Genomic DNA, 14,021 nt, shown 5'->3' on the forward strand with positions numbered 1-14,021 from the left:
AGTTATAAACGATATTAACTGTATTGACCGTAATAGATTCCTTTTTTATTTTCTACACCATTTACAACTACACCCAGCAAATTTGAATTTGCTTTTTCCAGTAGTTCTTTTGCTTTCAATGCCTGATCTTTTGTGGTCTTACCGCTTGCTACTACCAATACCACACCATCGCATTTATTCGCCATAATTTGAGAATCTGTGACAACTAGGATTGGCGGAGTATCATACACCACAAAATCATAATTTAGGCTAAGCCCTCCCATAACGTATTCCATCGTTTTTGAGTTTAATAGTTCTGAAGGATTAGGCGGGATCGTTCCGCATGTTAGAATATCCAAATTCGGAATATATGTTTTCATAATGGCTCGATCCAACTCTATTTTCCTTGTTAGCACATCTGTAAGTCCGATCATATTACTTACATGAAAGGCATAATGAACAGATGGTTTCCTTAAATCTGTATCTACAAGTAATACCTTCTTCCCTTGTTGTGCCAGGACCACTGCCAAATTGGCTGCTGTTGTAGATTTTCCGTCTCCCTTTTCAGGCGATGTTATAACGATCGATTTGATTTGCTTATCTACTGAAGAGAAGCACAAGTTATTTCTAATAAGCCGATATTGTTCTGTAATGGGGGATATTGAATTATAATGGGCAACTAGGTGAACATTTTTTTTTCTCTTTTTTTTCCTATCTCGATACAAAGGTTTCACTTCCCATTTCCTTCATTTTGGTATTTGTCCTCATCCTTTTCTCAACCCTGGACATTTTTTTGATGGAACCCAGAACTGGCACTCCCAGTAGTTCTGCAACATCTTGTTCATCCTTCAGTGTATTGTCCATAAAATCCAATAGAAACGATAGGATAATCCCTCCTAACAATCCCAAAACAATCCCAACAGCAATATTTAGTGACCTTTTTGGTTTAACAGGAACAGGATTTTCTTTTAATTCTGCTTTTGCAAGAATACTCACATTATTAACACTCATAATACTTGGGATTTCTTCTTTAAAAGTTTCAGATACCGTATTTGCTATATTGACTGCCTGTGCAGCATCCTGATCCTCCACGACAATGGAAAATACCTGTGAATCATTGCGGCTGTTAATTGTCAGTTGTGAATTCAGCCCATCCGCATTTTCTTTTAGATTCAATTTCCTAACAACCTTTTCCAATATCGCCGGACTTTTAATAATCTCACTATAGGTGTTAATCAAACTTACATTGCCTTGCAATAACGTGTAGTCCAGTTGATTCTTAGCATCCTTTTGATTAACCAAGATTTGCGTAGATGCTTGGTAAACAGGTTTTAAAAAATAGTAAGAAATATATCCACTTCCTAATGCCGCAGCCAATATCATGAGCACAATTAATTTCCAACGCTTCTTAAGTGTTTTAAAAAGGACAATTAAACTGATGGTATCTTTCATAAACTCCTCCAAATAATTGTGCCGCCAAAATTTTTAATGGGTTTGATTTTTCCATTTTATAAATTCAATCAAGGTTTTATATTGGCTTAGCTCCTCTTTTTCCACTCCCAAGTCTTTAAGCTGACTGACAAAGTCAGCCCACTCTTTATCTACATAAAATTGAGTATCCTTTTCACTCCCCACTTTCAATAAGATGATAGGATCAATATCCAACACCTTTGCAATTCTTTTAATAATTTCAATCGATGGATTTTTGTTCAAATTCCGCTCGATATTACTTAGATAAGATTTGGATATATGCGATAGTTCCGCAAGCTCCGATAATGTGTAACCCCTTTGTTTTCGTATTTCCGCAATCATTTTTCCAATCATTGGTCTACCTCTGACATGTCTCTTTTTCAAATTTTTTGTAGATTGTATTTTTGATAGTTTGGATCACTCTCATTTGGTCCTTTATGGACATATTTGATCCAGATGGCAAACAAATTCCTGTTTCAAACAGCTTTTCCGATACGCTTTCCCTTTCACTATGTGGATAATAGGTATATGTCTCCATAAGTGGCTGCAAATGCAGTGGTTTCCACACATGTCTTGCTTCAATATTTTCCTTGTCCATAGAAGCAAGAATTTCATTTACCGATACATTCGTTTTTGAATAATCGATGGTCAAGGCTGTCAGCCATCGATTTGAAAATGTATTCACTAGTTCTGGCATAAACTGAATACCCGGAAGATGAGCCAATTCCTGATAATAGGTTTCAAAAATGGCCCTCCTGGCAGCCACTCTTTCATTTAAGACTTGCAGCTGACTTCTCCCTATTCCAGCTAAAACATTGCTCATTCGATAGTTAAATCCCATCTCGCAGTGTTGATAATAAGGTGCTGGTTCCCTTGCTTGTGCCGCTAAAAAACGAGCTTTTCTAAGTGCGTCTGTATTATTAGAAATCAATACACCGCCGCCAGATGTGGTAATAATTTTGTTGCCATTAAAAGAAAAAATCCCAAACTCCCCAAAGGTACCACTTGCGATTCCGTTATACCTGGAGCCTAGAGATTCCGCTGAATCTTCAATGATCGGGACAGCATATTTATTACAAATAGAAACAAGTTCTTCCATTTTTGCTGACTGGCCATACAGATTGACAATAATAACAGCTTTAGGAAGCTTGCAGGCAGAAATGGCGTCATTCATTGCCTTTTCCAATGCTGAGGGCGACATGTTCCAAGTATCTGGTTCTGCATCAATAAATACTGGTTCTGCACCTAGGTACAGGATTGGATTAGCCGAAGCCACAAAAGTAAGGCTGGAGCAAAATACTACATCTCCTTTTTGCACTCCTAATAAAGAAAGTGCCAAATGAATAGCGGCAGTTCCTGAACTAACCGCTACGGCTCCATTGACACCCGCATATTCAGCTATATCCTTTTCAAATGCTTCTACGTTCGGTCCTAATGGAGCGATCCAATTCGTATCGAACGCTTCCTTTATATACTCCATCTCATTTCCACTCATATGAGGTGGAGAAAGAAAAATTCTGCTTTGCTTGACTGCCTGTACCAAATCTTCACCTCCTGCTATTTTTTAAAAGTAACACTATTACTTACTCACTTCTTTTGCTTTAGTTCCCGTAAAACGTGACACTGTTTCATATTCGGTTTGATTGACATCATTAGAATGAAAAACCTTACCTATTGTTAATAATATGATCCTTATATCAAGTAAAAGGTTATGATGATTCACATACCAAACATCCAGTTCAAATTTCTCTTCCCATGTAATCTTGTTTCGCCCATTCACCTGGGCCCATCCAGTTATTCCTGGCCTCACCAAATGACGCTTAGCTTGTTCCTCTGTATATAATGAAAGATAATCCATTAATAATGGCCTCGGCCCAACTAGACTTAAATCCCCCTTTAATACATTTACTAGTTGCGGAAGTTCATCCAGACTATGCTGTCTCAGAAAGGATCCAAAAGGAGTTAACCTTTGATAATCTGGCAACAGTTCTCCTTTTTTATCTCTCTGATCCGTCATACTTCGGAATTTATAAAGGTAAAATGGCTTCCCATATAAACCAGGCCGTTTTTGTTTAAAAATGACCGGAGAACCGAGTTTGTATTTAACCATTATTCCTATTAAAAGGATGACCGGTGAAAAAATAAATAGTAATATAAATGAAATCAATACATCTATCATTCTTTTCATGTATTGGGTTCACCTCCTTTTTCCAAAACAGAGCATTGAACTGATTTAAGTGATGACCGTCATTTCTGAATCCATTTTTTTACGGTTCGTAATAAAAAGCAGCCTCTGCTTAATTTCTTCTTTAGTTAGATTGGAGAAAATGGATAGTAACTCGTCTATTTCTTTCATATAGAGTTCCGATGTTTTTCCAATATAAATATTCGGATGGACCCGCTGTTCTTGCACTTCATCAATATTCAACAATTCTTCAAAAAGCTTTTCTCCCGGTCTTATTCCGGTAAATTCGATTCCAATTTCTTCAATAGAATTCCCTGATAGTGTGATTAGGTTTTTGGCCAAATCTACAATTTTAACAGGACTGCCCATATCTAACACAAAAATCTCCCCGCCATTTGCTATAGAACCTGCTTGGATCACGAGTCGGGAGGCCTCTGGAATCGTCATAAAATACCGAACCATATCCGGGTGAGTAACAGTCACAGGCCCGCCTTTTTTGATTTGATTCTTAAATAGAGGAATCACACTTCCTCTGCTTCCTAATACATTACCAAAACGTACTGCAACAAATTTTGTAGAACTTTCCTTATCCATATGCTGAATGACCATTTCTGCAAGTCTTTTTGTTGCGCCCATGACACTTGTTGGATTGACAGCTTTATCTGTGGAAACCATGACAAAAGTTTTAACACCGTTCCAGCTCGCTGCTTTCGCCACATTCATAGTACCAATGAGATTATTCTTCACCGCTTCTTCTGGGTTATTTTCCATAAGCGGTACATGTTTATGGGCAGCAGCATGATAGATTACATCAGGTTGATATGTAGTGATAACGGACATCATTTTTTGTTCATCTTGTATGTCTGCAATAATTGGGATGAAAGTTATGTTTGTATGCTTAAATATCTCTTTTAATTCCATCTCAATTAAATAAATACTATTTTCGCCATGGCCCAAAAGTATTAACTGTTTGGGATGAAACTTTGAAATTTGCCGGCAAATTTCCGAACCTATTGACCCACCAGCCCCAGTAACCAAAACGACTTTATTTTGAATACTTTTTGAAATACTATTGATATCCAATTGATTAGGTTCTCTGCCTAATAAGTCTTCTACACGAACATCTCGAAATTGATTGACCGAAACCTTTCCTGACACCAAATCTTCTAGCATGGGAAGGATCTTTGTTTTTGCACTAGTCTTGGCGCATTCCAAAAATATCATATTTAACTCCTTCTTTTTAAGAGATGGAATCGCAATGACAATGTTATCAATATTGTATTTTGTTACAGCTTCTTTAATTTTCGCAACTCCGCCAACAACTGGAATTCCTAATATATCAAGCCTTTGTTTTTTATCATCATCATCAATAAACCCAACTGGCAGCAAATCAGTCGTCTTATTACTTTTTAGCTGTCTTGCTACCATCATACCTGCCGATCCTGCACCAACTATTAATGTTCTTTTTTTATTTATTTCTTTGCTTAGAAAAGAATCTCTGAATATTCTCCAACATAAACGGGATCCACAAATAAAGAAAAGAGTCAACAGCCATGATGTCATTAGGAAACGAAAATAGATTTTATTTTCTACAATTGATTGAGCTAAGGAAGTGATGAAAATAGAAATAGTTACAACCTTTAGCGTGCTTAACAGCTCGCCAATACTCGCATATTCCCAGGCCTTTTTATATAATTTATATTTAAATGAAAGAAAATGATGACTAATGAGCAGGACAGCCATACTTATTAAGGTTGTGAGTGAAAAGACATTATAAGATTCACTTACTAAAAGTGCACTTAACAAAATAGCAATTATGACATTCCAGGAATCAATGCAAATTAAAAAAATAATCCTTTGTCTATAAGTCATATTTTCTATCCCCCCTAAAAATCTTTAATTATACTCTCAGTTATAGAGAACATAATTAAAGATTTTTATTATAATGGGCATCTAACCCGTCCTCACATCACACTCTCGACGACTAGCGTCTAAGGTTATTCAGCCCACAGTATGACCGAGTGCCTCCATTGATATAGGTAAGGAGGCATCACCCGCAGAACCATATTATAATGCACGTTATTTTCTATATAAAGAACATGCGAATAAAAAAATATAGCCTTTTCATACCAAAATTTTTCAAGACTATAAACATAGAAGATTAATATAACATTATGTTAGTAGTGTTTAATCTTAATACCTTCGCTAAATGTAATTATATGGTAAAAATAAAGTATATTTGTATCAATACTTTTATATTAGTTCTTTATATAGAACATGTCAATCCTTTATTTTGTTCTTTTGTTAACTTATGGAATAATGATCAAGTACTTTTACATAGCCATAAACTTAGGTGATTTTTAAAAATAAATTGACACACTTTATAATTTGTAGTAAATTTTATAAATAGTCTAAATATTGATTTTCTTATCAAGAGAGGTAGAGGGAATGGCCCGATGACACCTCAGCAACCTTCAATGTTTTTCCATTGAAAAGGTGCTAAATCCTGCAAATTTATATTAATTTGCGAGATAAGAAGAATGACAATTGGTCGGTTCTTACAAAAGTCTTCTTCTTACAGAAGACTTTTTTTAATACCCGCAATCCTTTAGTGCCACTAAGCGTTAAAGCGGGACAGGAGTAAAATTAAAAATAACGAGGAGTGTATACAATGTACAAGATTGATACGAAGTTAGCACAAATTGGTAACCGCAGTGAAACTACAACTGGAACAGTAAATCCACCCGTTTATTTTTCTACGGCTTATCGACATGAAGGAATTGGGCAATCTACCGGCTTTGATTATACACGCACAGGGAATCCTACCCGCCAAATCCTAGAACAAACGATTGCCGATCTTGAAGGCGGCGACCAGGGGTTTGCTTGCAGTTCAGGGATGGCAGCTATATTTACCATTCTTTCATTATTCCAATCTGGTGATGAATGGTTAGTAAGTGATGATTTATATGGTGGAACATACCGCTTACTAGAAAAAGGATATAAAAAATGGGGATTGGAAGTCCAATATGTGAATACGTGTTGTCCAGAGGAGGTTGAAAGCAAGATTTCCCCCAAAACAAAGGCTATCTTTCTCGAAACTCCGACAAATCCTCTTATGGAACAATCGGACATTGCCGCCATTGCAGAAATTGCCAAACGGCACAATGTTTTGCTGATTGTCGACAATACCTTTTATACACCACTTCTGCAACAGCCTATTCAATTAGGGGCAGATATTGTCATCCATAGTGCGACCAAATACTTGGGTGGACACAATGACGTACTTGCTGGGCTTATCGTAGCCAAAGGCACAGAACTTTGTGAAGCACTGGCACTTTATCATAACGGAGCGGGAGCTGTTCTTAGTCCTTTCGACTCTTGGCTGCTCATGCGCGGAATGAAGACGTTGGCCCTTCGCATGGACCGTCACGAAAAAAATGCCAAAACGATCGTCGAATATCTTTCCCAACATGAAGCAGTAACATCTGTTCTTTATCCTGGACGAGGCGGCATGGTTTCCTTCCGAATTAAGGACGAATCATGGGTCAATCCATTCTTACAAGGATTACAGCTGATTTCCTTTGCCGAAAGTCTGGGAGGTACAGAAAGCTTTATTACTTATCCAGCCACACAAACCCATGCCGATATCCCTGAGGAAGTAAGAATTGCTAAAGGCGTTGACAACACTTTATTGCGTTTCTCTGTTGGAATTGAAGATTCCGATGATTTAATCACTGACCTTAAGCAGGCATTAGCTAAGGTTTTGGAAGGAGTGCGTGTTTAAATGGCACATGATGAATATTGTTTTGAAACTAGACTGCTTCATAATCAGCATAAATGGGACCCGGCTACAGGGGCTGTCAGTGTGCCGATCCAGCACGCCTCTACTTTTCACCAGTTTGATGTGGACCAGTTTGGAAAATATGACTACGCACGCAGCTTAAATCCAACAAGGGAAGCACTTGAGGATGTCATTGCCGAGCTTGAAGGCGGGATTAAAGGATTTGCCTTTTCTTCCGGAATGGCAGCAATTTCAACCGCGTTTCTATTGTTATCAGCAGGAGATCATGTAGTCATAACAGAGGATGTTTATGGCGGAACATATCGCATGGTGACACAGGTTCTTTCCCGCCTTGGTATTGAACATACATTTGTGGACATGACTGACATCGATCAAGTTAAACTGGCGATTCGTCCCAATACAAAAGCTTTTTATGTCGAAACGCCATCCAATCCATTATTGAAGGTAACGGACATTCAAGCTATTAGCCAAATTGCCAAGCAGCACCATGCGCTAACGTTTGTTGATAACACCTTCCTGACCCCGGCACTGCAAAAGCCGCTTGAACTCGGTGCTGATATTGTTCTTCACAGTGCAACCAAGTTTTTATCAGGACACAGTGATGTTGTTGCCGGTCTGGCGGTCGTCAAGGATGAAACTTTGGCAAAGCAGCTTTACTTTTTGCAAAATTCCTTCGGGGCTATCCTTGGTGTTCAAGATGCATGGTTGGTGTTGCGGGGATTGAAAACACTCCATGTCCGGTTGGAGCAATCGCAAAAATCAGCGCTTAAATTGGCGCAATTTTTAGAAAAACACCCACTTATTAAAAACGTTTATTATCCGGGACTGAAAACACACCCGCAATTTTCATTACAGACCAGTCAAGCAAGCGGGGCGGGAGCTGTTCTATCATTTGAATTGGTGGATGAAAATGCTCTTCGTACCTTTCATGCTCATGTAAAAATCCCCGTATTTGCGGTCAGCCTTGGAGCAGTGGAATCTATTTTATCTTACCCTGCTAAAATGTCCCATGCCTCAATGTCGAAAGAAGAAAGAGAGAAGCGAGGCATAACGAACAGTCTGCTCCGCTTATCTGTTGGCCTAGAAAATCCGGATGATTTAATAAAAGATTTCAGCCAGGCTTTCGAGCAGATGCTAAAAAACGAATTGGTGTTCTAACAAGGAGAATAATGATGAGCTTCTTAGACAAATTAAAAACTCAAATTCTGATTGGCGACGGGGCCATGGGCACACTGCTTTATACCTACGGAGTTGCTTCCTGTTCCGAGGAGCTAAACCTCTCCCAGCCGGAGCATATTCAAAATATTCACCGTGCCTATATTGATGCCGGTGCTGATATAATCCAAACGAACACCTATGCTGCCAATTATCTTAAACTGCAGCGCTATGGTTTGGAGGACGCGGTAAAAGATATTAACAGTGCCGCTGTCCGCAATGCCAAACTGGCAGCACAGAATCAGGCGTATATCCTTGGAACGATTGGCGGAAACCGTGGCGTTAAACCAAACTCAATTGCTATAGAAGAACTTAAGCGTAGTTTCCGCGAACAATTATATTGCCTATTATTAGAAGGTGTGGACGGCATTTTGCTTGAAACCTTTTATGATCTTGAAGAGCTTGAAACAGTTTTAGCCATTGCAAGGAAAGAAACAAAGCTGCCGATTGTTGCTCAGGTTTCCTTACAAGAGTCGGGATTCTTGCAGGATCAAACACCAGTGAACGAAGCCCTAAAACGGTTAGAAGGTCTTGGGGCAGATGTGGTGGGACTCAACTGCCGGCTAGGACCGCATCATATGCTTCATGCCCTTGAGCAAATTGAACTGCCGAAACATGCTTTTCTGTCCGCTTATCCGAACGCTAGTCTTCCTGCCTACACGGACGGAAAGTTCCATTATGATGGAGATGCCAATTATTTTCGCCACTCAGCAAAAGCTTTCCTTTATGAAGGAGTCCGGCTGCTTGGCGGCTGCTGCGGCACCACCCCAGAGCATATTAGAGCTTTTGCCTCTGAATTAAAGAATAGTGCTCCAATAGTTGAAAAGGTTGTAAAATTAAAACCAAAACAACTCCAAGTGGAAGCTCGTGCTGCCAAAAGGGATTTGACCCCGCTGCAGGATATTGTCAGAGAAAGGCCTTCTGTTATAGTGGAGTTAGATCCGCCACGAAAGCTGGATACCACAAAATTCTTCGAAGGTGCTAAGGCTTTAAAAGGAGCTGGCATTGATGCCATCACGCTGGCAGATAACTCGCTGGCACATGTGCGAATTTCCAATGAGTCCTTAGGCTATCTTGTAAAAACAGAGCTAAGCATGCGGCCACTCATTCATATTGCCTGCCGTGACCGCAATATTATTGGCTTGCAATCCCATTTAATGGGGCTTCATACGTTAGGCATGCATGATGTGCTTGCTATTACTGGCGACCCGGCAAGAGTCGGCGATTTTCCAGGCGCCTCTTCCGTCTATGACGTGTCTTCATTTGAGTTAATTCAAATGATCAAGCAATTGAATGAAGGATTGTCTTTTTCCGGAAAAGATTTGGGACAGAAGACGGCATTCAGTATTGCTGCTGCGTTTAATCCCAATGTCCGCTCACTTGAGAAGGCAGTCAAACGGCTAGAGAAGAAAATCAGCTTTGGTGCGGATTACTTTATCTCCCAGCCTGTTTTTTCTGTAGAAAAATTACTCGAAGTCTATGAACATACGAAACATTTGAAAACACCGATTTATATCGGCTTAATGCCGCTGACCAGCAGCAAAAATGCCGAATTTCTTCATAATGAAGTTCCAGGAATCAAAATTTCTGATGCCATTCGCGAGCGGATGGCGAAGTTTCAAGACGATCCTGTTCAGGCTGCACATGAAGGAATTGAGATCACGAAATCATTAATTGATGCTGCATTGGATTTATTTAATGGAATTTATTTAATTACACCATTTTTACGTTATGAGATGACGCTTGAGCTGGCCCATTATGCCCGTCAGCGCGCTCGTGAGGTTAGGGGGAACAACTATGCCGAAACGACCATTTACTGAGCAGCTAAAACAGCGAATACTAATCATGGACGGAGCCATGGGAACGATGCTGCAGCGTGCTAGCCTAACTGCAGAGGACTTTGGCGGTGAAGAATTTGACGGCTGCAATGAAAATCTGAATTTAACCGCTCCTTCAGTCATTTCAAGAATTCACCGTGAATACTTGGAAGCTGGGGCCGACATTATTGAGACGAATACATTTGGTGCCACCAGTATTGTTTTAGATGAATATGAACTTGGTTTTAAAGCCTATGAAATTAATAAAATAGCCGCGATGCTTGCGGTTAAAGAAGCGGTTATAGCTTCAACAGATGATTGGCCGCGTTATGTAGCGGGGGCTATGGGACCGACGACCAAAACGTTGAGCGTAACGGGAGGAACCACATTCGATGCCCTTGCTGCCTCTTATGAAGAGCAGGCCATTGGATTAATTGACGGAGGAGTTGACCTCCTACTTCTCGAAACCAGCCAAGATATGCTCAATGTAAAAGCTGGCTATGTTGGCATTCAGCGAGCATTTACCAAAACAGGCAAAAAACTTCCGCTGATGATTTCCGGAACGATTGAGCCAATGGGAACGACACTTGCCGGACAATCAATTGAATCGTTCTACATTTCAGTAGAACATATGAACCCGGTTGCTGTAGGACTAAACTGTGCTACAGGCCCGGAGTTCATGCAGGATCATGTCCGCTCCCTTTCTGGTCTTGCCTCCACCGCTATCAGCTGTTATCCGAATGCTGGTTTGCCTGATGAAGAAGGCCACTATCATGAAACACCAGAAATACTTGCGAAAAAGCTTGGTGATTTTGCTGCACATGGCTGGATCAACATTGTCGGCGGATGCTGCGGTACAACACCTGACCATATTCGAGCGATTGCAGAAGTGATGAAAGATTGCAAGCCACGTGAACTGAAATCCTCTTCGCTTCACATGGTTTCCGGAATTGAACCGTTCATTTATGATGACCCAACATTGAGGCCTATTATGGTCGGCGAACGGACAAACGTAATCGGCTCACGGAAATTTAAACGATTAATTGCAGATGGTAAATTTGAAGAAGCCTCTGAGGTTGCCCGCGCTCAAGTAAAAGGAGGCGCCCATGTCATTGATATCTGTCTCGCGGACCCAGATCGTGAAGAGATGGTGGACATGGAAAATTTCATTAAAGAAGTAGTGAAAAAAGTAAAAGTACCGCTAGTAATTGATTCCACCGATGAAAAGGTAATTGAAAAAGCTTTGAAATATTCACAGGGTAAAGGAATCATTAATTCCATAAACCTTGAAGATGGTGAAGAACGCTTTGAAGCTGTCGTACCATTAATTCACCGCTATGGTGCTGCGGTAGTTGTCGGAACGATTGATGAAAAAGGAATGGGTGTTACGGCTGAGCGGAAGCTGGAGATTGCTAAACGCTCCCATGACTTGTTGGTGAATAAATACGGATTAAAACCGCAGGATTTAATTTTTGATCCGTTGGTTTTTCCAGTCGGCACCGGTGATGAGCAATATATTGGCTCAGCAAAAGCAACAGTTGATGGAATCCGTCTGATTAAAGAACAGCTTCCAGGTGTGCAAACGATTCTCGGAATAAGTAATGTTTCCTTTGGACTTCCTCCTGTCGGCAGAGAAATTCTCAATTCGGTATTCTTGTATCACTGTACCCAAGCAGGGCTGGATTACGCGATTGTGAATACAGAGAAACTGGAGCGTTTTGCTTCCATTTCAGAAGAAGAAGTCCGCTTAGCAGATGACCTTCTTTTTAATACAACCGATGAAACATTGGCTGTCTTTACTGATTTCTACCGTGATAAAAAGAAAGAAGCAAAGACAACCGTTCTGAATTTAACCCTTGAAGAGCGGCTGGCTTATTATGTGGTCGAAGGAACAAAAGAAGGCTTGATTCCGGACTTGGATGAGGCGCTAGCCAAGTACCCTGCCCCACTTGATATTATTAACGGGCCATTAATGGACGGTATGGCTGAAGTCGGTCGGTTGTTCAATGATAACCAGTTGATTGTGGCCGAGGTTCTGCAAAGTGCCGAAGTCATGAAAGCGTCGGTTTCCTATTTGGAGCCATTTATGGAAAAAGGCGATGTTTCCTCCTCCAAAGGAAAGGTTATTTTAGCAACAGTAAAAGGCGATGTTCATGATATCGGGAAAAACCTTGTAGACATTATCCTTAGCAATAATGGCTATGATGTGTGCGATCTTGGCATCAAGGTTGCTCCAGCTGATTTAATTCGTGCGATCCGCGAAGAAAAGCCGGATATGGTCGGACTTTCCGGACTGTTGGTAAAGTCCGCCCAGCAAATGGTCTTAACAGCCCAGGATATGAAGGAAGCAGGAATTTCATTGCCAATTCTTGTCGGCGGTGCTGCTCTTTCTCGTAAATTTACAGATACGAAAATTGCTAAAGAATATGACGGCCTCGTCCTTTATGCAAAGGATGCGATGACAGGCTTAGCGATAGCCAACCAACTGCAATCACCTGAGGAACAAGAAAAACTGTTCGTCGAGAAGCAAGAAAAATTGGCTGCAGCCGCCATTCCAAGAGAGTTACCAACCCGTTCGAATGTCTCGGTAGCAGTCCGGACAAGAGGAGCTGTTTCAACTGAGGTTCCGGTATTTGTACCAAAGGATACAAAACGGCATGTGTTAAAAACTTATTCCTTACCATATATTGAACCATACATCAACATGCAAATGCTGCTGGGCCATCACCTTGGCATCAAAGGGAAAATTGCCAAATTACTTGCCGAGAAGGATGAAAAAGCAATTAAAATTAAAAACGTTGTTGATGAATTAATATTGGATGCAAGCACGAACGGCTGGATTACCCCTGCTGCCGTTTATCAATTTTTCCCGGCGCAGGCTGATGGAAATAAAGTTCTTATTTATGATCCAAGTGGTTCCGGCCAAATTATTGAAACATTCGATTTCCCTCGCCAGGATTCAGAGCCGCACCTTTGCTTGTCTGATTTCATAAAAACAGTTGACAGTGGCGAGATGGATTATGTAGGGTTCTTTACCGTAACGTGCGGCAGAGGAATCCGTCAAAAAGCAGATCAATTCAAAGCCGAAGGACGCTTCCTTGAAAGCCACGCGCTTCAGGCACTTGCACTCGAAAGTGCTGAAGGTTTTGCCGAATTAATCCATCGGCAAATGCGCGACCGCTGGGGTTTTCCAGATCCGCTTGATTTCACGATGCAGGACCGCTTTACCGCCCGTTACCAAGGTCAGCGTTATTCGTTCGGCTACCCTGCATGCCCGGAACTGGAAGATCAGAAGAAGCTGTTCAAGTTAATTGAGCCTGAGGAAATTGGCGTTCAACTGACCGACGGCTGCATGATGGAACCAGAAGCATCTGTTTCAGCGATAGTATTTGCACATCCGGAAGCTAGGTATTTTAATGTAATGAGATAAATAATTTTAAAGATTCCGCGGAGAATTCCGCGGGATTTTTTTGGCCGATAGGAAAGTGTAACTTTCCTATCAGGCATAAGTGGACTAAGGAATGCTTCGTGAGCATTAGCTCCGCAGTCGAAA

At 40.7% G+C, this 14,021-nt stretch carries 10 protein-coding genes and 1 riboswitch; of the genes, 4 read left to right on the forward strand and 6 right to left on the reverse strand.

Translation table 11 applies throughout. The annotated features are described in order from the left end of the window. Positions 1 to 14: 14 nt before the first annotated feature. The 6 genes from HPT25_RS02410 to HPT25_RS02435 form a co-directional block, all read right to left on the reverse strand. Positions 15 to 713, reverse strand: coding sequence for a CpsD/CapB family tyrosine-protein kinase (locus tag HPT25_RS02410; protein WP_312857259.1), 699 nt, complete (start codon positions 711 to 713; stop codon positions 15 to 17). Further along, entirely contained in the window at positions 691 to 1,431 is a 741-nt protein-coding gene (locus HPT25_RS02415) for a YveK family protein (RefSeq protein WP_173059420.1), read from the reverse strand. The genes HPT25_RS02410 and HPT25_RS02415 overlap by 23 nt, the downstream gene beginning before the upstream one ends. A gap of 33 nt (positions 1,432 to 1,464) precedes the next feature. Continuing rightward, on the reverse strand, positions 1,465 to 1,803 hold the full coding sequence (locus HPT25_RS02420) for a helix-turn-helix domain-containing protein (RefSeq protein ID WP_173059423.1): 339 nt from the start codon (positions 1,801 to 1,803) through the stop codon (positions 1,465 to 1,467). A gap of 4 nt (positions 1,804 to 1,807) precedes the next feature. Beyond that, positions 1,808 to 2,944, reverse strand: a complete 1,137-nt coding sequence (locus HPT25_RS02425) for a DegT/DnrJ/EryC1/StrS family aminotransferase (RefSeq protein WP_173070815.1) — start codon at positions 2,942 to 2,944, stop codon at positions 1,808 to 1,810. Positions 2,945 to 3,028: 84 nt separating this feature from the next. Next, a complete protein-coding gene (locus HPT25_RS02430) occupies positions 3,029 to 3,637 on the reverse strand; it encodes a sugar transferase (protein ID WP_173059426.1) in 609 nt (202 codons plus the stop codon). 45 nt (positions 3,638 to 3,682) lie between these two features. After that, positions 3,683 to 5,506, reverse strand: coding sequence for a polysaccharide biosynthesis protein (locus HPT25_RS02435; RefSeq protein WP_173059429.1), 1,824 nt, complete (start codon positions 5,504 to 5,506; stop codon positions 3,683 to 3,685). A 552-nt stretch (positions 5,507 to 6,058) separates the two neighbouring features. Then, a riboswitch (SAM riboswitch) is annotated at positions 6,059 to 6,172 on the forward strand. A gap of 133 nt (positions 6,173 to 6,305) precedes the next feature. On the opposite strand from HPT25_RS02435, the gene HPT25_RS02440 reads away from it, so the two are divergent. Genes HPT25_RS02440 through metH form a run of 4 tightly spaced genes read left to right on the forward strand, consistent with a single transcriptional unit; the run spans position 6,306 to position 13,898 of the window. Further along, entirely contained in the window at positions 6,306 to 7,418 is a 1,113-nt protein-coding gene (locus HPT25_RS02440) for a methionine biosynthesis PLP-dependent protein (RefSeq protein WP_173059432.1), read from the forward strand. Next, positions 7,419 to 8,594 carry a cystathionine beta-lyase gene (gene metC, locus HPT25_RS02445; protein WP_173059435.1) on the forward strand — a complete coding sequence of 392 codons (1,176 nt, stop codon included), beginning with the start codon at positions 7,419 to 7,421 and terminating at the stop codon, positions 8,592 to 8,594. Positions 8,595 to 8,608: 14 nt separating this feature from the next. Then, complete coding sequence (locus HPT25_RS02450) at positions 8,609 to 10,471, forward strand: bifunctional homocysteine S-methyltransferase/methylenetetrahydrofolate reductase (RefSeq protein WP_173070817.1); 1,863 nt, start codon at positions 8,609 to 8,611, stop codon at positions 10,469 to 10,471. After that, a complete protein-coding gene (metH, locus tag HPT25_RS02455; protein ID WP_173059438.1) occupies positions 10,449 to 13,898 on the forward strand; it encodes a methionine synthase in 3,450 nt (1,149 codons plus the stop codon). The genes HPT25_RS02450 and metH overlap by 23 nt, the downstream gene beginning before the upstream one ends. Positions 13,899 to 14,021: the final 123 nt, after the last annotated feature.

Source organism: Neobacillus endophyticus (genome assembly GCF_013248975.1).
In the GTDB taxonomy this organism is placed as follows: Bacteria; Bacillota; Bacilli; order Bacillales; family Cytobacillaceae; genus Neobacillus; species Neobacillus endophyticus.